The 22,744-nt window shown below is 44.7% G+C and carries 23 protein-coding genes; 9 read left to right on the top strand and 14 right to left on the bottom strand.

Annotation, left to right across the window (positions count from 1 at the left end; all coding sequences use genetic code 11):
• Positions 1-46: 46 nt before the first annotated feature.
• The 5 genes from DTQ70_RS15070 to DTQ70_RS15090 all read left to right on the top strand — a co-directional run bounded on the left by DTQ70_RS15070 (position 47) and on the right by DTQ70_RS15090 (position 4,820).
• On the top strand, positions 47-508 hold the full coding sequence (locus DTQ70_RS15070) for an Lrp/AsnC family transcriptional regulator (protein ID WP_028527031.1): 462 nt from the start codon (positions 47-49) through the stop codon (positions 506-508).
• 15 nt (positions 509-523) lie between these two features.
• Positions 524-1,804 carry a hypothetical protein gene (locus tag DTQ70_RS15075; RefSeq protein WP_122931573.1) on the top strand — a complete coding sequence of 427 codons (1,281 nt, stop codon included), beginning with the start codon at positions 524-526 and terminating at the stop codon, positions 1,802-1,804.
• A gap of 127 nt (positions 1,805-1,931) precedes the next feature.
• Complete coding sequence (locus DTQ70_RS15080; protein WP_122931574.1) at positions 1,932-3,389, top strand: gluconokinase; 1,458 nt, start codon at positions 1,932-1,934, stop codon at positions 3,387-3,389.
• 84 nt (positions 3,390-3,473) lie between these two features.
• The gene (locus DTQ70_RS15085) at positions 3,474-3,998 is read left to right on the top strand and encodes a DUF255 domain-containing protein (protein ID WP_122931575.1); all 525 of its coding nucleotides are present in this window, start codon (positions 3,474-3,476) and stop codon (positions 3,996-3,998) included.
• 30 nt (positions 3,999-4,028) lie between these two features.
• The gene (locus tag DTQ70_RS15090) at positions 4,029-4,820 is read left to right on the top strand and encodes a PhzF family phenazine biosynthesis protein (protein ID WP_122931576.1); all 792 of its coding nucleotides are present in this window, start codon (positions 4,029-4,031) and stop codon (positions 4,818-4,820) included.
• Between the two features lie 88 nt (positions 4,821-4,908).
• Here the strand turns inward: DTQ70_RS15090 and DTQ70_RS15095 are convergent, their stop codons facing one another.
• From DTQ70_RS15095 to DTQ70_RS15125, 7 genes are all read right to left on the bottom strand, one after another.
• Complete coding sequence (locus DTQ70_RS15095; RefSeq protein ID WP_122931577.1) at positions 4,909-5,286, bottom strand: hypothetical protein; 378 nt, start codon at positions 5,284-5,286, stop codon at positions 4,909-4,911.
• A gap of 387 nt (positions 5,287-5,673) precedes the next feature.
• Positions 5,674-7,680, bottom strand: a complete 2,007-nt coding sequence (locus DTQ70_RS15100; RefSeq protein ID WP_164490051.1) for an OmpA family protein — start codon at positions 7,678-7,680, stop codon at positions 5,674-5,676.
• Positions 7,681-7,722: 42 nt separating this feature from the next.
• Positions 7,723-8,052, bottom strand: coding sequence for an MGMT family protein (locus DTQ70_RS15105; RefSeq protein ID WP_122931579.1), 330 nt, complete (start codon positions 8,050-8,052; stop codon positions 7,723-7,725).
• Between the two features lie 87 nt (positions 8,053-8,139).
• The gene (locus DTQ70_RS15110; RefSeq protein WP_122931580.1) at positions 8,140-8,703 is read right to left on the bottom strand and encodes a DUF3109 family protein; all 564 of its coding nucleotides are present in this window, start codon (positions 8,701-8,703) and stop codon (positions 8,140-8,142) included.
• Positions 8,700-10,925, bottom strand: coding sequence for a LysM peptidoglycan-binding domain-containing protein (locus DTQ70_RS15115; protein WP_122934421.1), 2,226 nt, complete (start codon positions 10,923-10,925; stop codon positions 8,700-8,702). The genes DTQ70_RS15110 and DTQ70_RS15115 overlap by 4 nt, the downstream gene beginning before the upstream one ends.
• Before the next feature lie 23 nt (positions 10,926-10,948).
• Positions 10,949-11,590 (bottom strand): O-methyltransferase, encoded by a 642-nt coding sequence (locus tag DTQ70_RS15120; RefSeq protein ID WP_122931581.1) that lies wholly within the window; start codon positions 11,588-11,590, stop codon positions 10,949-10,951.
• Between the two features lie 172 nt (positions 11,591-11,762).
• Positions 11,763-13,007, bottom strand: a complete 1,245-nt coding sequence (locus tag DTQ70_RS15125; RefSeq protein ID WP_122931582.1) for a pitrilysin family protein — start codon at positions 13,005-13,007, stop codon at positions 11,763-11,765.
• 178 nt (positions 13,008-13,185) lie between these two features.
• On the opposite strand from DTQ70_RS15125, the gene DTQ70_RS15130 reads away from it, so the two are divergent.
• The 3 genes from DTQ70_RS15130 to DTQ70_RS15140 all read left to right on the top strand — a co-directional run bounded on the left by DTQ70_RS15130 (position 13,186) and on the right by DTQ70_RS15140 (position 14,781).
• Positions 13,186-13,731: an RNA methyltransferase gene (locus DTQ70_RS15130; protein ID WP_122931583.1), complete on the top strand. Its 546-nt coding sequence runs from the start codon at positions 13,186-13,188 to the stop codon at positions 13,729-13,731.
• 29 nt (positions 13,732-13,760) lie between these two features.
• Positions 13,761-14,249, top strand: a complete 489-nt coding sequence (locus tag DTQ70_RS15135; protein WP_122931584.1) for a hypothetical protein — start codon at positions 13,761-13,763, stop codon at positions 14,247-14,249.
• Between the two features lie 88 nt (positions 14,250-14,337).
• The gene (locus DTQ70_RS15140; protein ID WP_122931585.1) at positions 14,338-14,781 is read left to right on the top strand and encodes a histone H1/H5 family protein, HCT subfamily; all 444 of its coding nucleotides are present in this window, start codon (positions 14,338-14,340) and stop codon (positions 14,779-14,781) included.
• A 668-nt stretch (positions 14,782-15,449) separates the two neighbouring features.
• On the opposite strand, the gene DTQ70_RS15145 is transcribed toward DTQ70_RS15140, so the two are convergent.
• The 4 genes from DTQ70_RS15145 to DTQ70_RS15160 are packed head-to-tail and all read right to left on the bottom strand — an operon-like array spanning position 15,450 to position 19,108.
• Positions 15,450-17,084, bottom strand: coding sequence for a 4Fe-4S binding protein (locus tag DTQ70_RS15145; RefSeq protein ID WP_122934422.1), 1,635 nt, complete (start codon positions 17,082-17,084; stop codon positions 15,450-15,452).
• 11 nt (positions 17,085-17,095) lie between these two features.
• On the bottom strand, positions 17,096-18,028 hold the full coding sequence (locus tag DTQ70_RS15150) for a 1-phosphofructokinase family hexose kinase (protein WP_122931586.1): 933 nt from the start codon (positions 18,026-18,028) through the stop codon (positions 17,096-17,098).
• Between the two features lie 33 nt (positions 18,029-18,061).
• Positions 18,062-18,661 (bottom strand): ribosome biogenesis GTP-binding protein YihA/YsxC, encoded by a 600-nt coding sequence (gene yihA, locus DTQ70_RS15155; protein ID WP_028522953.1) that lies wholly within the window; start codon positions 18,659-18,661, stop codon positions 18,062-18,064.
• Positions 18,662-18,718: 57 nt separating this feature from the next.
• Positions 18,719-19,108, bottom strand: a complete 390-nt coding sequence (locus DTQ70_RS15160) for a VOC family protein (protein WP_122931587.1) — start codon at positions 19,106-19,108, stop codon at positions 18,719-18,721.
• Positions 19,109-19,173: 65 nt separating this feature from the next.
• On the opposite strand from DTQ70_RS15160, the gene DTQ70_RS15165 reads away from it, so the two are divergent.
• Positions 19,174-20,166: a phosphotransferase gene (locus DTQ70_RS15165; RefSeq protein ID WP_122931588.1), complete on the top strand. Its 993-nt coding sequence runs from the start codon at positions 19,174-19,176 to the stop codon at positions 20,164-20,166.
• Positions 20,167-20,293: 127 nt separating this feature from the next.
• Here DTQ70_RS15165 and DTQ70_RS15170 read toward each other — a convergent pair whose 3' ends face one another.
• The 3 genes from DTQ70_RS15170 to DTQ70_RS15180 form a co-directional block, all read right to left on the bottom strand.
• Entirely contained in the window at positions 20,294-20,905 is a 612-nt protein-coding gene (locus DTQ70_RS15170; RefSeq protein ID WP_122931589.1) for a hypothetical protein, read from the bottom strand.
• A gap of 62 nt (positions 20,906-20,967) precedes the next feature.
• Positions 20,968-21,357, bottom strand: coding sequence for a hypothetical protein (locus DTQ70_RS15175; RefSeq protein ID WP_164490052.1), 390 nt, complete (start codon positions 21,355-21,357; stop codon positions 20,968-20,970).
• Between the two features lie 19 nt (positions 21,358-21,376).
• Positions 21,377-22,735 (bottom strand): vanadium-dependent haloperoxidase, encoded by a 1,359-nt coding sequence (locus DTQ70_RS15180; RefSeq protein WP_122931591.1) that lies wholly within the window; start codon positions 22,733-22,735, stop codon positions 21,377-21,379.
• Positions 22,736-22,744 lie beyond the last annotated feature (9 nt).

Consider the following 22,744-nt stretch of genomic DNA (forward strand, 5'->3'; position numbering starts at 1 on the left):
CCGACGCACTTTTATTACATTCTCTATCCTCTGAGTATCAAAAATTATGGAAGAACCACTTGACGAATATGACCGACTTATTTTGCAGCAACTCGAACGAGACGCCCGCAAAGCTTATTCGGCCATCGCCGACGATTTACAGATTTCGAATACCATGGTGCATCAACGGGTAGGAAAGTTGAAACGGATTGGTATCTTAAAAGGAAGCACGATTGTATTAAACGAACGAAAATTAGGCTACGAATGGGGGGCTTTTACGGGCATTACCCTCAAAGAAGACTCCGATTCTGAAAAAATTATTGACGCACTCAAGCAAATCCCCGAAGTCACTGAGTGTTATTATATTACAGGAAAATATACGCTTTATATTCGCATCGTAGCACGCAGCAACGAGCACATGCGCAAAGTTTTATACGAAAAAATAGACCATATCCCTGGCGTTCTCAAAACCGAATCGCTGATTGATTTTGGGGCAGCCTTCAAACGAAATGTACCCATCGAAGAATAATAACTTTCAACTACCATGGCTACCTCAAAAACCTACCTCTCGCTTCTCTTTTTTCTCCTGAGTTTCACGTTTTTGTTTGCCCAAAATACCAAAATTCAATTGACTAAAGCCACCAAAGCAGGTCAACAAAATGGGATTATCATCTACCAAGTACAGTTTAAAGTTTTGTCAGGCGAAGCCAAAAATAGATCGGAGTTTACCCTTTTTGAAAACGGGATTATAAAAGGCTACGCCTATCTCGAAAGCTACAGCGACCCACTAACCGCAGGCCAAGTCACCAAATTCGATGAAGTACTTTACGTACTCGGAGGCACCATTTCGGCGGGTCAAACCCTGTCATCACACGATTTAGTGAAACCCACTTTGCCAGTAAACCGTACATTTTCATTTACAACGGGCACGGCGTTTATCGGCAATACTCCGACCGCATTTTCCACGAACATTACCGATATAAAAGGTCTTATAAAAGTCGGCGATGCCGTTGAGTATCAAAATTTTAAAGGTGAACGTTCAAAAGCCAAAATCACTAGCATTGATATTGAGCAGAAGTTTCACCCCACAGTTCTCATCGACGATTTACCCAAAGATGCCTTCGTTGGAATCACCATTGAATCAGAAAGTAAAGCCGATTTTTCAAACGCCAAAGTAACCGCGCTAGGTGGCATATCATCGTCCGCCACTGCAACTGCCTCGAATACCAAAACCTCCCAAATAACGGGTAAAACCCAAACCATTCCTGTAAACGTTGTTTTAAAAAACGACGAAATAAAAATCACCGTTCATAACCTTATAAAATTCAATCCCGACCCCTCCAACAGCCAATACGATGTCATTAAAATAGACTATTCGCTTGATTACTACATCGTTGACGCAACTGTTGAAAATATTTCTTCCCACGAAATCGACCCAGGAGAGTACCTATTGCGCTTCAACTTTTACAGCCCCGACGGTAAAAGTGCCGATGAATTTTTACGGCTTTTTAAGAATGAAAAAGGCACTACCAATGAAGTGAAACAACAAGCTGACTTGGTGGATAAAATGGTATTTGGCGGAACGAGCAAAATCAAATCTGCAGGGGTGTTGGTCAAATACCAAGAGATGATTCCTGATTATGACCAAAAACACAAGCCGCTTGTAGAAAAACTTTCAAAAACGATGGCACCCAAGCAGCAAATCCACAGTGTTGTAGCCACAATTTTGTCTGTCCCCCCCACCTACAAAATTGAAGGGCTTGGCACATGGAAAGGCACGTTTTTTAGCAAAAAGAATTTGATTTTTGTTCCTGTGAAAATATAAAGGGCAAGTTGGCAAGAGGCAAAGGGCAAACGTACAAATGTGCTTTTGGTTGCTCACAACCAAAACAGGGGTTACTCATAACCCCGTACGATGAAAAACTATCAGTAACCAAAAATAACTTTAACGAATGAAAACCTGGATTGGGGTGGACATTGGCACTACCAATGTCAAAGCAACTGCTATCGACGAAGCTGGAGAAACCGTCGCACATGCCTCGGCAGCCTGCGTTACTTACCACCCAAAACCGCGCTACGTTGAGCAAAATCCTGACGAAATTTATGGTTTGTTCATCGCTGTCATCCAGCAAGTTTCGGAGCAATTGCGCCACAAAAACGCCAGCATCGAAGCCATCGGTTTGTGTTCGGCCATGCACAGCGTCATTCCCCTCGACAATCAAAACCGCCGTCTTACGCGTTCGCTCCTTTGGGCAGACAACCGCAGCGAAGCCCAAGCTGATACCCTTAAAACCCACCCCGTTTTAGCAAAACTGTACCCGCAAGTAGGCATACCTGCCCATCCTTACGCACCATTGACCAAAATGGTGTGGTTTCGCGAACAAAAACCCGCCGTTTTTGGAAAAATCAGCCGTTTTGTTTCCCAAAAAGAATACATCTGGTACCGACTTTTTGGAAAATTCCAAATCGACTATTCGATGGCCTCAGGAACCGCCCTGCTCGACAACCGACGATTTCGGTGGAGTGCATTGGCCATGGACTATGCGGGTATTAACGCCTCCCAACTCTCCGACCTAGTTCCAACTTATCACCAAGAAAAACTCACCCAACGAAGTCTTGCCAAGCAACTAGGCGTTCCCGTTGGTACTCCATTTGTCATTGGCGCAGGCGATGCCTGTTTGGCCAATCTAGGTTCAGGAGCATTGGATATGGGCGTCACCACCCTCACAATTGGTACCAGTGGCGCGGTTCGACAAACGGCTGCTACACCCGCCCGTGACCCTCTACGGCGTTTGTTCACTTACGTTTTGGACGAAACTCATTACGTATCTGGAGGCCCTACCAACAACGGCGGTAACGTCCTCGAATGGCTTTCTAAACACTTACTTTTAAAAGACACAAGTGAGCTTCTTGCCATGGCCGAAAGCATCGGGACTGGCTCCGATGGCTTACTGTTTGTCCCCTACCTTTTGGGTGAACGCGCGCCCGTTTGGGATGCCCACGCTTATGGAAGCTATCAACGTTTGCAATGGCAACACACCCAAGCTCACATGGCCCGCGCGACGTTGGAAGGAGTAATGATGAACCTTAACCAAATTCGTCAAATTATCGACTCCCAACTCAACAAAAGCCGCATCTTGCACGCCAACGGTGGTTTTACGCGTTCAAAATTCTGGGTTCAATTGTTAACCGATATTTTCAATACGCCCGTTCGGGTTAATGAAAGCAACGAAAGCGGCTGCCTTGGGGCGACTTTGTTGGCGATGAAATCACTGGGAAAACTTGACACTTTGGAAGAAGGCGTTCATCAATACGTTCGGTTTGCAGATACTTACCACCCCGACCCTTCGCGGACTAAAATCTATCAAAAAGTCCAACGTGAATTTGTAAAAGCGATGGCTGTGAGGTAACTACAAAAATGGCTTGGTATTTGTACTGGAACAAATTGAAAACTTTAAACGTTAAACAATCATCTTAAAATAATACGCCAAACCATGAAAAAGATTGGAATCGCCGCCGTCATCACTACTGTAATGGTAAGCCTTATGGCTTTCAAATCCGTTGAACCCAAAACCGAAGAAGCCAAAATTCAGTGGGTGACGTTGGAAGAAGCCTACAAACTTAACCAAAAGCAACCACGCAAAATTTGGATTGATTTATATACAGAGTGGTGCGGATGGTGCAAAGTAATGGATAAAAACACCTTCAAAAATGCGGAGGTAGTTCAATTTACAAACAAGAAATTCTACGCCGTAAAATACAATCCTGAAAAAGATGCCGACGTAATGTTTGGAAAAGTGTCGTTCCGTAGCCTAATCAATGGCAAAGTAACGGGCTATCCAACCACGGTTTTCATGGATGAAAAAATGAACCTCATCCAACCGATTGCTGGTTATTTGGAACCGCGTATGTTCCACCAAGTGCTCGCATATTTTGGCGACAATAATCACCAAAAAGAGCCTTTTGACCAGTTTCAACAAAAGACTTACCCTACTAAATACACCGCCAAAGCACAATAACGGCGTATTTTAGTTCTTTTAATTTCTCTTATGCAATTATCACTTTATCAACTCGACGCGTTTACCGACAAAGTTTTTGGCGGTAATCCTGCCGCTGTCGTACCACTTACTTCATGGCTTCCCGACGAAACCATGCAGGCCATAGCCGCTGAAAACAACTTGGCCGAAACGGCCTTTTACGTCCCAACGGAAGCAGGTTTTCATATTCGTTGGTTCACCCCTACGGTGGAAGTTGACCTCTGCGGCCACGCCACATTGGCCAGCGCCTACGTATTGTTTTCCCTCGAAAATTATGCCCACGACGAAATAAATTTCGACTCTCGAAGCGGTATTTTAAACGTTCGCAAGGAAGGCGATTGGCTTGTTCTTAACTTCCCCGCTGACAGCATTCACAAACAGTTGCTTTCGCCTCCTGCTTTATTAGAAGCGTTGGGCGACATCACTCCCGTTGAAATTTTACGTGGTAAAACCGATTTTATGGCGGTATTAGAATCGGAAGAACAAGTACGCACACTTCAACCTGATATTATTGTTTTATCAACTTTACCAGCACGAGGTGTCATTATCACTGCTCCTGGCGATTCAGTTGATTTTGTCTCGCGTTTCTTTGCGCCACAGTCGGGCATCGCCGAAGACCCCGTGACAGGTTCGGCACACACCACACTCACGCCTTATTGGGCTGAGAAATTGGGCAAAACCGAGATGGAAGCCCTGCAAGTTTCTGCTCGTGGTGGTGTTTTAAAAACAAAACTTATCGGCGACCGCGTAGAAATAGCAGGCCAAGTAAAACTTTATTTACGAGGCACGATTGAAATTGAGTAACCCCATTGGTTCACAAATAGAAGTCGGTTTTGAGAAATCAATGGCAAAGCGTCGGCAGGGGAATTTCCCACCGACGCTTTTCTTTTCTCTATTTTTCCGTTATAGCCTTCGCCAAACGCCTTCCTTTTAAAGGCATTTCCTTAGACTCTTCGTCTGGCAGGGTCAATGGGCGTTCAGGCTCTTCTTCTACAGGAGCAATTTCGAGGCCCGAGGCTCTCAGTTTTTCGATTATGGAAATAATTTCGTTTCCACGCCGACCTTGCTCCTCAATCGCAAGCTGATTATATTCTTTTTCGCGCGCAGTTTCCCAGATAAACAGCTCTGTTTTAGCATCATAAATCCCCAAAGGCAATCCTTTTGAGATTTGGGAAAAATTTTTAATCGCATCTTCCGCCTCGGGACGCGTCGCGTACGTTAGGTGATAAAAACTTCCTTTGAACAAATATAAAATTGAAAAACGGTTCATAGCAGTAGTGATTGAAGTAGGGCTTTCTTGAAAAGCAAAAACGAATAAAACAATGGATTCTTGTACCGAATGATTTTCGGCAGGGTTTCCTCTTAGAGGGCTTTTAATTTGTAGGTTGATTGATGAGCTGTAGCATTGTAGGGTAAGCTACTCATAACTCAAAAATAGACAAAAGAAAGAACAAAGTCTCTTTGAAGTGAGATATTTACTTAAACAAATATCAAGAAAATATAGCATTAAACAAAAAAATCAAAGAAAATATTTTTACACTTCCTTCGGTTCAATTTTATCAAAATATGATTTTTTCTAGTTTTAAACCATATAAGACATATAAGGAATTATAAGAAAAGCTTATGTGCTCTTAAATGTCTTATATGGTTCACAGAACTATTTCTTCAAAATCGTAAACTCTACGCGGCGGTTTTTCTTGCGGTTTTCCTCCGTCGTATTGGGAGAAACGGGCCGTGTAGGGCCATAACCTTTGGTCTGAATTCGGTTACCCGTAATTCCTTTTGTACCCAAATAACGCTTCACCTCTTCTACCCTATCTTTTGATAATTGCAAGTTAGCATCAAAGTCCCCGACGTTGTCCGTATGCCCTTCGATGAGTACTTCCATCGTCCCATTTTCGGTCATCATCTGCGCGATTCGATCTAATTCTGGCAAGGAAGCAGGCAACAAATCAAACTTACTTTGGGCAAAGCCAATCGTGTTTAGTGTCACTTTTTGACCAATTTCAATGGGTGATAAAACGAGTTCGCGGCGAAGTTCGCGGTACTGCGTTTCTTTGGTCAAATCAATGACCATTCCCCCCGACTGATACCCTTTTCGTTGCGCCGTTAGTCCGTATTGTTTTTGGGTATCTAGGACCACTTTGAAATCTCCCACAGCAGGGTCGTAGTCGATGCGTTGAGGGGTTTGTTTTTGATCCAAATCTTCCACAATTACCTCGGCTGCTACTGGTTGCTTGGTCGTTTGGTCAAGCACTACTCCTTTCAACATTACCGTCGGGACGGGGCGAATCTGCTCTGGAAGCTTCATTCTGAAAATGTCAAACTCGCCCAATGAGTTTTCGGACGAACAAAAATACGCATACGCCCCCGAAGCAGGAATGGTAAAATGGGCTTCAAAATCGGAGGTATTAAAAGCAGGGCCAAGGTTTTCTGGCTCCGACCAACGCGTCCAGGTTTCGTCCAAACGACGGCTTACGTAAATATCCATTTCACCGTATCCGCTACGACCACTGGAGGTAAAGTAAATCGTCTGGTTATCGGTAGCTAAAAAAGGCGTAAACTCGTCATCGGCTGTATTCAAATCAGCACCCATGTTTTTAGCGGGCGACCAAGTACCGTCAGCTTGTTGGAAAGACACGTACAAATCTGCCCCTCCTTTGGTATTTCCATCTTGCAACGACAATACCATTACTTTTCCGTTGGGACCAATGTAAAACCCCGAAAAAGAGTGTTCGTTGACATAACTTTGCAGACGTAGTTCTTGTGGTGCTGTCCAGCCTGTGCGATTTTTACGACTCACTGATACCCCCTTCGACAAGCTTCCATCGGGGTGATAAATATTCATTAAGAGCGCAGTACGGTCGTCGGGAGAGATATAACAAATGGAATTTTCTTGGGCGTTATTGATGGGCTTTCCCATGTTCTGCGCTTTTTGCCAAACGCCATTTTTTTCCTCGGCGTACCAAACATCGTAATCTTCGGAAGTACGAATATTTTCAGGATGGTCGTAGCGGGTAAAATAAATTGTACGTCCATCAGGAGAAATTACGGGTGCTACTTCGTTGGCTTTGGAGTTAACGTTAGGGCCAAGGTTTTCTTTCTTCAATTCTTTTGGAACATTCTTGGCGAGATTAATCATGGCCTCGACGGGCTTTTCGGAAGCAGATATACCGATGGCATCAATTTCGTTCCAACCTTCTACCAACTGCGTGTTAAGGGTTACTTTCAAAGAAGTTACTTTAAACGCCGTGAGTTGCGGTAGCCAAATACGGTGCATTCCTGCGCCACGCTTACTTGCTTCGGGCTTGGATTTGTAAAAAGTATATTCTTTGTTGTCGGTATCATACCCTACAACGCTTGTTACACAACCTGCTCCGTGGTTTTCGGCGATTACTATCTGGCGAATCTGCGCGGGAGTTTCAAATCCTACTTTTATCCATTCTTCGCCCGCGTCAGGTTGCGCTGGCCGCCAAGCCGACGCGCCACTTTCACCCTGAGGAAGTTTGTTGGGTTTACCCAAAAGTTGAAACGGGCGGTACTGTGCGCCGTTTCCTTGAGCATATTCGGAAGATACACCGATGACTTTTGAAGCCCACTGAACCTCCTGTGAATGAAGTATATAACTGGCAAGAAACAGTACAAAAAACGAAAAAAAACGCATGATTACAAGTTTTTTTAGGTAGCCGCACATTTATCGTGCCAATTACAACAATTCGTCCGAAGGATTCCAAAAGACTTTTTTAAAATCTACGATTTTATCATTTTTCACTTTCACACCTTCCAGCTCCAGCAGTTCTTGCATAGCCGTAGGCGTTCCAAAAAAGTGTTTGCCCGTCAGCATTCCATCACGGTTCACCACGCGGTGCGCAGGGACATCGGGCATTCCGTGGCAGGCGTTCATCGCCCAGCCGACCATGCGGGCTGTCAATTTTGTCCCTAAAAAAGTAGCGATTGCACCGTAAGAAGTAGCGCGCCCTTCGGGTATTTGCCGAACGACATCATAGACGTCATCAAAGAAGTTTTTTGATTCCATGGTTCTTTTTGAACCATATAAGACATATAAGGGCAAATAAGTTTTTCTTATAATCTCTTGTATGTCTTAATATGGTTACAAGTAGTACTAAGGCTTTTCGATTTTATTGACCAGCTCTTCATACCACTTTTCTCCGTATTTGGTAATCAGGGGGTCTTTTAAGAATTTATAAATCGGTACGCCTAACTCCCGCCCATTGTCACACGCAGGGCGACAAATGTGCCAGCGGTCGTAATTGAGCGCATCAAAATGGTCGTATTTAGTAATGCGAATGGGGTATAAATAACAAGAAATCGGTTTACGGAACGTGATTTTTTTATCCAAAAATGCTTGTTCAATACCGCATTTTAAAATGCCTTTTTGGTCGTAAATCGCGTAAGCACACTCCCGTCCATTGACAGTTGGAGTAACGTAATCGCCGTCAGCATCTTGTTCGTACAAGCCCGTTTTCTCAATGGCATCAAGCCCTTTTTTATTCAAATAAGGCTTCACTTTGGGGAAAACTTCTTCTAATTTCTCCAATTCGTCTTCGTTGAGCGGCGCACCCATGTCGCCTTCAATACAGCAAGCACCTTTACATTTTGTCAATTCACAAACGAAAAACTGATCCGCTATATCGTCGCTGATGACGGTATTATCAATGACTATCATTGTTTCTTAATCTTAATTTGTTGACCAATTTTTACACCCGTATCAGGCAATTCGTTCCACTCTTTGATTTGGTCCACTTTTACGCCATATTTTTGAGAAATGCTGAACATTGTTTCGCCTTGGGCTACGGTGTGCGTGACGAACTCAGCTGCTTTAGGTTGCTGCTCAAGGGTATTGCCAACGGGACGAATATTCAACTTTTGTCCGCTCAACAACTTCGCATCTTGCGGTAGGTTATTCCAATACAAAATGTCGTTGACCGTTACATCATACATTTTTGAAATGCTGTAAAACGTTTGCCCTGCTTCCACTACGTGAACCAACGCCTTACCCGCTGAAGCAGTAGGCTTAGGCGTTGAAGGAGCCGTCTCTTGAGTCGAGGGCTTCGATACTACCTTATCTTGTTTGGGAGTTACTGTAGTAACTTGTTTTTGAGGCGTCTCGTTGGTGGCAGGTTTCGTAGCTGGCGTTGTTGACGACGAAGTGGGGGTCGTATTTTTGGCCGTTGACGATTTAGGCTTTGAACTAGGAGCCGTCGATTCATCATTGATAATGACCACGCGATCATCATCGCCTGGGTTAAACGATGGCGCGCGACGGTTCGGCTTATTAGTCGTTGAATTCGACGAACTTGTTTGTTTGCTTGGTTTAGGCTCCGAGTCCGTAAACTCTACCCCACCGTCTTTAGAATCAGTCGTTGTTTGGGGCTGAGTTTGGGCTGGTGTAGAAGTTGTTGTCGCAGGGGTATCCGCCATTTTTGGGGTATAAACCTTACGCTCCGACGCATTTTGTGGAACTTTATTGGTTGTCGTATTCGCTCCCGCCGTTTGCTCAGTGCGTACAGGCTCTTGAACCGCTGGACGAGGTTGCGACTTATCCATTCCTGGCTTCCATTCATCTTGCGGAGTTTCAATGATTTCTACAGGTTTGCTTCTTGGGCGTTTTTTGGTCAACCAAAGCACACGTCCTGTTTGTAGGCGCGTATTGCGATTGTCAATGCGGTTGTAACGCACCAAAAATTTCAAGCGAACGCCGTAAATCTGTGAAACTTTCCAAAGAGATTCTCCTTCACGCACGGTGTGAAAAGGCACCACGGCACGTTTGTTTTTCTTGGCCAAATAATATACTTCACCTGGTACGACGGGGCCGCGTTCCGACATATCATTATAGCGCAAAAAACTACTAAAACTCACGCGCGCTTTTCTGGCCAACGACTCCACATTGTCATTACCACCCGCCATAATTCCAGGCAAACCGTTGATTTCGTACAAAAGCAGGTCATTGCTATATCCTTCTGCCCGCACAAGCACTGGAAAACCAATGTCTTTTTGGGTAAAATTATCACGCTGATTCGGTTTTTTGAATACCGACAAACGCGCACGTACTGTTTCGTACTGATTATTATTGACTGGCAACAACAAGGAATAATCTTTATCGCTAGGAATATCGTTGGTCGTTACCCAGCGATTTTGAGCGCGAAGGTTTGTTTCATCAACGGCAAATTCTTTGGCAATTCCTTCTAATGAGCGACCGCCTGCTTGTGGATACTCCAACAACACAAACTGGTTAGGCGACTGATAGCGTTCGATGGCTGACTCAATGGCTATTTTATGTGCCAAAAAGCGTAAAATATAACGGTCAGACTTGCCATCTAGCTTGATTTCGCGGGCATATCCCCATTCGGCGGGAATCGTTTTACTAATTCCACCCGCTCCCAAATAATACGAATACAATGACGCTACCCAGTTGTTAAACTGCGTATTGCTTTTTTTGAGGTACTTAGCGGCAGCTCGCGTTGACGAAGTAATGTTTTTACGCTCGTCTATCTGGTCATCTACACGCAGACCATAATCCAAGGCCGTTTCTTTCTTGAACTGCCAGAAACCTACCGCATTTGAAGCCGAGACTGCATCGGGCTGTAGGTTACTTTCTTGTACTGCCAAATATTTAAAATCGACGGGTACATCTTCGTCAATCAAAATCCCTTCAACAATAGGAAAAAACAGCAGGCACCGATCCAATTTTGCTTCCCAAAATTTTTTATTGCCCATAAGAGCTTTTACATCTGTCTGAACTACGGCCCGCGCATCTTCATCAAGCTGCACGTTCATCCCAGCAAAGCCAACGCTACGCGGTACAGTAGGCACGGCAGGGGCTTGCGCAACGACAAATCCTACCAAAAAGAATGAAAAAAGAGTGGTTAGGGCTACAATACGTTTCATTGTGGTTTCGGTTCGCTTCATAACTAATTTTTATATGCAATCATCAAGCCGTCGCGGATAGGCAAAAGTAGGTTGCTTACCCGTGGGTCGTTGTGTACTTTTTGATTAAAGTCTAAAAGGTTCTGCGTATCCTTATCTATTTTTTTGTCTGTTTGTACAACTTTTCCGCTCCAAAGCACATTATCGGCAATAATAACGCCGCCTGGGCGCACTTTGTCAATGACCAAATCGTAATAGAGCGCGTAGTTGAGTTTGTCGGCGTCAATAAACACCAAATCAAACGTATCGGGCAAGGTAGGAATCAATTCTACGGCATTGGCAATTCGGTAATCAATCTTGTTTTTATACGGAGATTTGTCAAAAAACGACCTCGTAAAACCCTCTAACTCTTCATTGACATCAATGGTTGTCAGAAGCCCATCTTCGGTTAATCCTTCCGCCAAACACAAGGCTGAATACCCTGTGTAGGTACCTATTTCGAGAACCCTGCGCGGGCGCATCATCGTAGAAAAAAGTGCCAGCAAACGGCCTTGCACATGCCCCGACAACATACGAGGTTGTAGAACTTTCGCGTGCGTTTCTCGATTGAGAAGAGCCAACAACGTACTTTCGGGCGAGGTATGCGCCTGCGAATATCCCTCTATGGCCTCTGACAAAAACTCCATTTAGTGTAGGTTGTTTAACAAATATAAACGGAAAAACGCCTAAAAGTATATAAAATGGGCTTTTTTCACAAGACAGTCGTTTGTTCGGGTTGTGAGCAACCCTCTTCACATGTTACTCTCAACCCGACTACTTGCCGTGGGGAGGGTTGCTCACAACCCGACTTTTACCCGACTACTTAGAATCCTCCTCAGGCACAAAACACAAGCTACTCCATTGGCTTTCGTCGAGCATTTCTTGGGCAATATCTTGGAGTTGTGAGGCAGTTACGGCTTCAATCTCCCGAAAAATTTCTTCCAACGAATCTATTTTCCCCGTATCCAAAATGCTCTTGGCCATCATCAGCATAAAGCTTTGATTACCTTCCTCCGACATCGCCAATTGCCCCATAAGTTGCTCTTTTAGATTACGAAGCTGGACAGGCGTAAGTGCTTTTTCGCGCACCTGGCGCAGCTCTCGATGTACCAATTGCATGGCACGGTCGAGATTTTTGGGTTCTGTCCCAAAAAACACGCCCAAAAAGCCTGTATCCAAAAAAGGTGCATAAGTAGCTTCAATTGAATAGACCAAGCCGTATTTCTCCCGAAGCGTCATGTTAAAACGGGAGTTCATACCAGGCCCACCGAGCAAGTTAATCAGCATAAAAAACGGCAAACGTTTTTCATCCATCAAGGCATAAGCTGGACGCCCCATCGCCACTTGGGTCTGGGTCATGCCACGTTGTACTCGCAAAGTTTGCGGCACATAAATATTCGGCGACGTACGAATCCGTTGGCTGGTTGAATGAGGAATATCGTAGAGGTATTTTTCAGCTTGCTTTACCGCTTTATTGAAGGGCAAATTACTCACCAAAGACACCACGATGCGTTCGGTATCCAGATTATCGGCAATAAAAGTCTGTAAATCGTGACGACCAAACGAGCGAACGCTTTCGGCCGTGCCGAGGATATTTTTGCCCAATTGATGGTTTTGAAACACCAATTCGTCAAAATCATCTTGGATGGCATCTTCTGGCGAGTCGTGGTACATGGCCATTTCTTCCAAAATTACCCCTCGCTCTTTCTCAATTTGTTTTTCGGGAAAAACCGAGTGGAACGTGATGTCAGACAACAATTCAATCGCTTTATCGCTGTGTGATGCCAACAATGACGCGTGAAAACATACCTTTTCTTTCGTCGTATAGGCATTCAACTCCCCTCCTACGGTTTCGAGGCGATTGATGATGTGGTACGATTTACGTTTTTGAGTTCCTTTGAAAGCCATGTGCTCCCAAAAGTGTGCGAGGCCCTGCTGGTGTGGTTGCTCATCCCGACTACCAATGTCGAGCATAATTCCCCAGTGAGCGATTTGGGTATGTGGTACTTGTTTGTGTACAACACGGATGCCATTAGGCAAGGTGTGTAAGCGGTATTCTTCCATTCTTTGCGATTATCACTTCTACAAAGGTAACAGTTTTTGGTGGATGTGGGTTTCGTCAATGCACCTTAAAGCCCGTTATTCCTTGAGATTTTGCAGTTTTATGCGTTGTTTTGAGGTTTAATCAGCACTTTTCCGAAAGTTTTAAAACAAAGAGGAAGGTTACAATTTAATAAACCGTATGGCATTTCAAAAACTTTCTATGGACGAACTCAACCGCCTGTCGGTCGAAGAGTTCAAGGCCGCCGCCAAACATTCCTTTGTATTTATCCTCGACGATATTCGTAGCCTCAACAACGTGGGTTCGGTTTTTCGCACGGCCGATGCCTTCAAGGCATCCAAAGTCTATTTGTGTGGACTAACAGGCACCCCTCCTCACCGCGACATTACCAAAACTGCCCTCGGCGCCGACGAATCGGTGGAATGGGAGCACGTGGAAGAAGTGCTTTCACTCATCGCCCGCCTCAAATCGGAAGGCTACGTAATTGTCGCCATCGAACAAGCCGAAGGGAGTACGCTTTTACAAGAGTTTAAACCCGTAGCTAACCAGTCATACGCGTTTATTTTGGGAAATGAAGTTTTTGGAGTCAACGAAGACGTTGTGAATCAAAGCGATATTTGTTTAGAAATCCCTCAATTTGGGACTAAACACTCGCTCAACGTATCTGTCACAGCTGGGATTGTGGCGTGGGATTATGTGTCTAAATCATTGGCTACAAATGTTTAACTGCTCCGCAACTAAGTTTTCATGTCACTATGCGCCTTATCATTGACCCACTAGGTGACGGCCATCATGACCTTTTCTTAAAAATCGACGTAATGCCAGGCCAACTCAAAATTGCTGACAGTTATTATCTTTTTGATTTTCTGGAAATTAGCCAAGAAGAAATAAAAGCCATAACACAACAAAAAATGACACCGATAGCCTACGGTGCCTTACGGCTAATCGACTATTGGGAAAGCCTTATTGGGCCAATGGCGAAAGGACAAACTTTATTCCTATTGTTTGATTTATCAGACCAGTACGTCGGAGGATTTCGAGTTACGAAAGTAAAATATGGGTATCAGTTTGAAGAGGTCTTTTCTGAACAAACAACAGGCTACGCTATCAATAAATCGACGCTTGACTCCGTTCTTCCTCTAACATCGCTTCAAACAAGCAAAAACTCTCCTGCTGGATGGCTGATTAGTGAAGAAAGGCTGCGAGAGGGGCTGAATTGGAGTAGAAAAGAAATTTTAAATTAAAATCCCTGACCAAAGTTTTTGTTTTAACGACATTTGTTGTATCTATTTGTAAAATCTTTTCTTTCAAACTATATCCTCTGTTATCCCAATGAAATCAGACAAGAAAAAAGCAGTGACCGATATTGCGCAGAAAATATCAGCTGCCCTTACCACCGAAAATGTTTCTAAAAAAATAGCCAAGGCGATTGAAAAAGCCTCTGAGAAATTGGCTAAAAAGCTCCTAAAAATCAGCAAAGAAGCAAAAAAAGCCCAAGAAGCTGCCGAAAAAGAAGCGGCAAAAAAAGCGAAGAAAGCTGCCGAAAAGGAAGCAAAAAAGGCTAAAAAAGAGACAAAGAAGAAAAAAGAACCAAAAGTAGTGACGCCCAAAGTGGAGGAGTCTGTAAAAGCCGTCACTCCTGAAGTGGCACCTGCTGCTCCCAAAGCACCAAAACCTGCGGCTGCTAAACCTGCGGCTCCTGCCAAACGCCCCGCTCCGAAGAGAGCCCCTGCTGCTTCGAAGCCAAAAGAATCGGATACGCTAGCCGAAAGCTAGTTTTCTCATTGACTTCTTAAAGACGGTCTGACTATCGTCTGACCTGGTCGCGGTCAGACGATAGTCAGACCATAAAACCACAACAAAGGTCAGACGATAGTCAGACCGTAAAACCACGGAAGCCTCCCAAAGACAATGCATCGCATCAAACTCTTTGGGAGGCTTTCGTTTATTGTTACCTTTTTTATTCTTGTTTTGGCTTCTTCGGCACAAAAACAGGCTTAGGTCTTGCCCCCGTTCCCCCAATGGGGGCTGTTGCGTCAGATTTTTCTTCCGTCGGCGGTGGACTATCGACTATGGACGATAGTCAGACCATAAAACCACAACAAAGGTCAGACGATAGTCAGACCGTAAAACCGCGAAAGCCTCCCAAAGACAATGCATCGCATCAAACTCTTTGGGAGGCTTTCGTTTATTGTTCCTTTTTTATTCTTGTTTTGGCTTCTTCGGCACAAAAACTGGCTTAGGTCTTGCCCCCGTTCCCCCAATGGGGGCTGTTGCGTCAGATTTTTCTTCCGTCGGCGGTGGACTATCGACTATGGACGATAGTCAGACCATAAAACCACAACAAAGGTCAGACGATAGTCAGACCGTAAAACCGCGAAAGCCTCCCAAAGACAATGCATCGCATCAAACTCTTTGGGAGGCTTTCGTTTATTGTTACTTTTTTATTCTTGTTTTGGCTTCTTTGGCACAAAAACAGGCTTAGGTCTTGCCCCCGTTCCCCCAATGGGGGCTGTTGCGTCAGATTTTTCCTCCGTCGGCTGTGGACTATCGACTGTGGACTGTGAATTAGATTTTTCTTCCGTCGTCGGTGGACTATCGACCGTGGACTGTGGACTTGAAATTAGCTTCTTCGGCACAAAAACTGGTTTCGGGCGAGCAGCAGGCTTTTCTTCCATCGTCGGTGGACTATCGACTGTGGACTCTGAATTAGATTTTTCTTCCGTCGTCGGTGGACTATCGACCGTGGACTCTGGACTTGAAATTGGCTTCTTCGGCACAAAAACAGGTTTCGGGCGAGCAGCAGGCTTTTCTTCCTTCGTCTGTTGACTATCGACCGTGGGCTCTGAACTTGAAATTAGCTTCTTCGGCACAAAAACTGGTTTCGGGCGAGCAGCAGGCTTTTCTTCCGTCGTCTGCGGATTTTCGACTATGGACTGTGAATTAGATTTTTCTTCCGTCGTCTGCGGACTATCGACCATGGACTGTGGACTTGAAATTAGCTTCTTCGGCGCAAAAACTGGTTTCGGGCGAGCAGCAGGCTTTTCTTCCGTCGTCTGTGGACTACCGACCGTGGACTGTGGACTTGAAATTGGCTTCTTCGGCACAAAAACAGGTTTCGGGCGAGCAGCAGGCTTTTCTTCCGTCGTCTGTTGACTATCGACTATGGACTGTGGACTTGATATTGGCTTTTTAGGTGCAAAAACTGGTTTCGGGCGAGCAGCAGGCTTTTCTTCCGTCGTCTGTTGACTATCGACAGTGGGCTCTGAACTTGAAATTGGCTTCTTCGGTGCAAAAACTGGTTTCGGGCGAGCAGCAGGCTTTTCTTCCGTCGGCTGTTGACTATCGACTGTGGACTGTGAATTAGATTTTTCTTCCGTCGGCGGTGGACTATCGACCGTGGACTGTGGACTTGAAATTGGCTTTTTAGGTGCAAAAGCAGGTTTGGGACGAGCAGCGGGGGTTTCTTCCGTCGTCTGTGGACTATCGACCGTGGACACAGGATTTGCCTTTTGCTTTTTCAACTCTTCCTTCTCCCGCATGAATTGCTCATACAAAGCTTTCTTTTCGTCAGCTTCCTCGGGCGAGAGATTTGAGTAATGATAATTCATGTCTCGCACATCAAACTCGCTATAATCGAAGGTTTTGGTCATGGTCAAACACTCCGTGGGGCAAACTGTCGTGCACAGGCCACAATAGCAGCATTTGGCCATGTCAATGTCAAACTTGGCCGCGTACAAGCGAATGGGTGAGCCATCAGATGCTTTTCCGACTTCTCCCGTTGCTTTAATTGGCTCAATATCAATACAATCGACGGGACAAACCTTGGCACATTTATCACAAACAATGCAATCATCCATTTCATTGTGTAAGCGATAGCGGCCATTATCGGGAATAGGCATCACCTCAAGTGGGTACTGCAACGTCACCATTCCTTCCTGTTCATTAAAATAACCACTTGTACCAACATTGTGGTTGCTTCGACGATTTCGCGCTTGCCACAGGTGCCTAAAGGTGAGCTTTAACCCTCCCAGAGTCGTACGAATACCGTCGTTGATATGTTCAAAATATGTTTTCAAAGAATTTGTTTTTAACTTTTCCCAAATCGTTTCAACCAATCCATTAACCTTTCAACATCAGCGCGGAGAAAAAGTTGCGTTCCTTCGTTCATGGTCGCAGCCGAACCGCAAGCCACCCCCCAGCGAATCATTTCGGAGTAAGTCAGTCCTTGGGTCAGTGCCCACGTCATTCCTGCTACCATGCTATCGCCCGCACCTACCGTACTGCGTTTCTGAACGGGTGGAGCGGGTACGTGCTCACACAGGTCTTTCGTCACCAAAATAGCTCCTTTAGGCCCCATTGATACAATCACAACTTCACATTTTCCGTCCCCAATGAGCATTCGAGCGGCATCATCCACGTCGTCGATTTGCAAATCTTTCGCACCGACCAACGCTTCCAGTTCTCCGATGTTGGGTTTCAACAAAAATACACCTTCGTCACAAGCAGCCCGAAGGGGTTCTCCCGAAGTATCTAACACCAGCCTTGCTCCTATTTCTTTGCTGATAGCCGCTACTTTTTCGTAAAAATTGACGTCCATTTGTGGAGGCAAGCTTCCACTTGCTACGATGTACTCAGCTTTTGATTGCCGTAATGTTTCCAAAACCGCCTCAGTTTCAGCCTCACTCAAAGCAGTTCCAGGCATCCCGAAACGATATTGAGCGTTGGTGGAAGTTTCGGCAACAATAAAATTCTCCCGCGTCCATTGTTCGGTCTGAATCACCTCACAATCAATCCCTTCTTGAGATACTAAATCGCGGAGAACTTGTCCTGAAGGACCACCCGTCGTAAAAATAGCGGTACTTTTTCCTCCCAATCGCTTAATCGCTTTGGAAACGTTAATACCTCCCCCTCCCGCATCAAAACGTGGCGTGTCACAACGCAGTTTTTGTTCTGGAATCAGTCGGTCGATGTGGGTGCTTTTATCTACCGCAGGGTTGACGGTTAGGGTGACTATTTTCATCGTGTGTTTTGTCGTTATTTTAGGATAATAGACTTATTTGGACGCCTTATTCCACTCCTCAATTTGAGCCAAAATATCTTGTTGCCCCACTCGTTTTTCCGACGAAGTAACAAAAATAAGCGGCAACTCTACCCACGTTTCTAAGAGGGTCTTTTTATAGTTTTCAAGTCGAGTTTGCAACTGGTTCGCAGTCAGTTTATCTGCTTTTGTAAACACCAAACAGAACGGCACGCCTTTTTCTCCCAGCTTTTGCATAAACTCAAGGTCTATTTTTTGGGGCTCGATGCGGGAATCAATAAGCACAAAAGTACACGTAAGGCTTTCACGGTTGAATAGATAATCGTCTATCATAATCGACCACTTTTGGCGTTCGGTTTGCGATACTTGGGCATATCCGTAGCCAGGCAAATCGACCAAATACCAAGCATCGTTTATCATAAAGTGATTGATTACCTGCGTTTTACCTGGCTTACCTGAGATTTTAGCAAGGTTTCCGTGGTTGGTAAGCGCATTGATAAGCGACGATTTACCCACATTCGACCGACCGATAAACGCGTATTCGGGACGGTCGGGCTTAGGGCATTGCTCATGCTGCGAAGAGCTTTTGACAAAAACAGCGGTTTTGATTTTCATAGTGCAAAATTACAAATAACTCACCAATGACGTCGGGATTTGTTTGTTTTGGCCAAATTAGTTTTCGTAAAACTCAATCGGAAGACCGTCGGGATCGGCGATAAAGAAAAAACGTTTGTGGGTAAATTCATCCACCCGAATCGCTTCACATTCAACACCTTTTTCGGTCAAATAGCCGTGCGCTTGCGAGACATCTGCCACACTAAAAGCCAAATGCCGCAGTCCAGCGGCTTCGGGGCGAGAAACCCGCGCAGGAGGATTCGGAAACGAAAACAACTCGATTTGATAATGGTCATTGATAGCCAAATCAAGTTTGTACGAATCGCGTTCGGCACGATACACTTCCGCGACTACCCTTAAACCCAACAATTGTGTATAAAAATGCTTTGAACGCTCATAATCGGAACAAATAATGGCTACGTGGTGAATGTTTTGAAGTGAAAGCATGTTGTTATTTTCCTTGTTTAAAACCTCGTTGGTTGTCTTTTGCTCAAATTTAAAAAAATTTAGCCATGCCCCATTTACCCGTTTACGACACTCGTCTGCAAGCCGCACCATTGGCCGAATACCTTCAAACACTGTATCCATTTTTAGACATAGTCGAAGCACGAATTCTCAAAACGGGTATTAATCATACGTACTTACTTCGCACAGCGACTGATTCGTACATTTTTCGGTTGTACTTTTATCAATGGCGCACTCGATTAGAAATCGAAGAAGAGGTTCGACTACTACTTCACTTAAAAGCATCAGAAGTACCTGTTTCCTACCCGATTGCCAACAAAAATGGGGTATATATCCAAGAAATAGAAGCACACGAAGGCTTACGTTTCGGCGTCCTTTTTTCATTTGCAGAAGGTGAGAAGGTTCGTTTTTTTAGCTCCGAACACAGCTACACCATCGGACAAGCGATGGCACGTTTTCACAAAGCAACTCAGAGCTTTGATTTACAACGCATTACATACAATTCTGAGATTTTACTCAAACAGTCATTGGGACGAATCCGAACGTTTTTTTCTCCCGATTCGGAAACCATGAAATACATTGAACGAATTGTTCCTTTGCTAACCGAAGTATTGGATTCAACCGACACAGCTTCGATTCGTGCGGGGGTCGTTCACCTCGACATTTGGTTTGACAACTTGAACATTGCTCCCGACGGAAAAGCGAGGTTCTTTGATTTTGATTTTTCGGGAAATGGCTGGCAATGCCTCGACTTAGCCTATTTCAACATTCAACTGTTTAATACCGAACCTGACACCCATCGCTACGAAGAAAAATTAGCTCGTTTTTGGGCGGGTTATGAAGCGATACAATCTGTATCTGACGAAGAAAAAGCGCTGATTCCTCCGCTTGCCGTGTGCATTTGGTTGTTTTACTTAGGTACCCAATGTCAACGCTACGACGACTGGTGCAACCTTTTTATCAGCGAAGATTACCTAAAACGCTTTATCGGCATGGCGCAGCGTTGGAGTGACAAGCATGGTTTGTTTGGAGAAGGGTAAATGGCAAAGGGGCAAGAGACAAAAGGCGAAGGGCAAGAGGCAAATAGGCAAAATTTTCTACTGTGTGAAGACTTTCCAAGTTTGAGTCTTGGAAAGTCTAAGTGAACAAAATAGCAAACAGCCAATCCTATTCTACCGAAAGCATTTTGGCATTCACTTCTTTTTCGATGGTGATATAGCCTGGGTAATTGATTTGTGAATTACCAATCCCTAAAGTAGGTCGTAGTTTGATGGTCAACTTAGAGGGTGTCGTGTTGGCTTTTCCAGACAAATTTTGCATCATATTGACGATGGCTTCGCGGGCTTTGCTGTCGGTAATAAACCGATACGCGTTGGTGGTCAGTTGCATCGGAACGCGGGTAGTTCCGCCTTTGGGTTGAACTTCAATACGTTGGTCGTACAGCCCCGTAAACAACTCATTTTCTGACAAAAACACCTTGTACTCAAACTGATTGATACCCGCCAAGTTTTTGGTTGGGTTGGTAATATCAAGGTTAAGACGGAGGTTAAGCGGGACATCTTTGGTCAATATCGCTAACCCTATTCTTGGCGACTGTGACAAATCAAGATTTTGTAGGCTTCTAACATCTACGCCTGCTAACGTAATATTATCGGCCGACGCAACAGTGTATCTGCAGTCGCCAAGGGTTTTTACTTCTGAAATCTGTTTCGTAACGGCGCAGCGCTGAAACAGGCCAATCAAGGCCAAAATCACTACCAAAAGGCTAATTCTTTTCATTCTAGTACGGATGTTTGATGTACCCAACGTTTATTAGCCCGTAAAATTGCGACCAAGAACAGTTACTGACAAATCTTTTGCAGCACTTTTTCCGTTGCCTCATCAAGTTGCTCTCGTTCCTCTTGGCTACGGTAAGTGGTTGCAAAAAGGCTGTCCATTGTTTTTGTAATTTTGTCGGCCAACTCTCCCGTCCGAATGGTATAACTTTCTTTCACCGAATCAATTTCTGCTATTTTCTCTGGTGACAGTCGAAGTTTATTTTTGGTCAACGAATCTTCCATAAACCGAATATCGTTGGCTACTTTAAAACGCTCTTCTTTCAATTGACGGGCTTGGCACTCCAATTGAGCCATAAGTTGAGCGTCGTTTTCCAGTTGGGCTTGGTTATTTTTTTGACAACCTAGCATCAACAAACTACCCAACATTACCCCCACTCCTATCAGTCTCTTCATCTTCATTAGGTGTAAAATACTATTTAACATTCTGTGGCCACTGAATCGCACTAAGTACATTGTTACCAATACCGCGCCCCATCAACAAGCCATTTTCGTTGTCCATTGCGTAGTGGATGCCACCGTACAAACGTGAATTGGCACATTCTTGGGCCATGGCTGAGAAGTTGGTAAACTTACGCGGCTGGAAACCATGCTGTACTTGCGAACGGTCAGTAAAGGTATAATTTCCGTCACCGTTGGTAAATAACTTGATAAAAATCCGCTCTCCAACGCCAATTTCCGTGGCATGTCCCGATGTGTAAGCAGGGAAAGCAGGAGTTCCAATCACCGTTTTAAAGGAAGGATCAATGTATTTTTGGATATAAGAAACTGGGCGAATCAAAGAATAATCGTATTTCGCTTTCCAACAAGCGATAAAAGCATCAATTTCGGCAATACCCAACATGGCATAGCCCACGACGGCCTTCTCAAGCGTAGCATTTGTTTCTTCCAACAGCTGAGTAAGAATGTTAAATGTGTGTCCCGTAGGCGTACAAGTAGCAAATGGATCATCGGCCCAAAACTTCGTAATTTCAACCTGCTCGGCCGTATTATTTTTCACCTGATTATACACGTCCAACGCTTCTTTGTAAAACGCAGAACTTTTATCTGTCGAAAAAGGAATGGGTTTTACTGGGTTGGCATAGGTCATATCAGAGGCCAAAATAGGGCGGCATTTAAACCAATAAGGACTCAGAGGCGTCGCATTGTTGGCATCAGTTGGCACCCATTTGTCCACCCCTGTTACGGGTGTAAAAGGTCGTGAAAACGGATTTAAGTACGAATCGTGCCCACCATCGGTCATCGAATATTCATAAATCGACTGCGAAACGGCCCGCCCATGCTTTACCGACTCATCAATCAACAACTTTGAGGTTGTTTTCAGAAAAGCCGCTAGGTTATCGGCTTCCATCTGGTTAATTTTTGCTAGGTTGTCGGCACTTAATTTTTTGTCAAACATCTTACGCATCATGTCAGCCACGGCGGCATTTACCACCGCCCCCCAATGATAACGTACATTGAGCGGAAGCGGCACGGGCATAGTTGCGGTCATCAAACGGTTGATTTGACCAGCCAACGGCTTTCCATTAGGAATTCCACTGTAAACAGCTTCGTAGGCTGTAATACCCACATACCCAAAAGCCCGAGAGGCTTGTGGAGGTAAAAAGCCTGCGGTCTCTTTCACAATTCGGCACTCAAGCTTCATCCACTCACGCAGAAAATCAGCCGAATAGTCCGACACGTTATTTGTTTTGGCGGGTTCTACCACCTCAGGCGTTGTTGTACATCCTGCCAACAAAGCCACAAAAAGCGCAAAGCATAGTAAACGTTTCATAATCATTAA

Origin of the sequence: Runella sp. SP2, assembly GCF_003711225.1 — a bacterium.
Taxonomy (GTDB): Bacteria; Bacteroidota; Bacteroidia; order Cytophagales; family Spirosomataceae; genus Runella.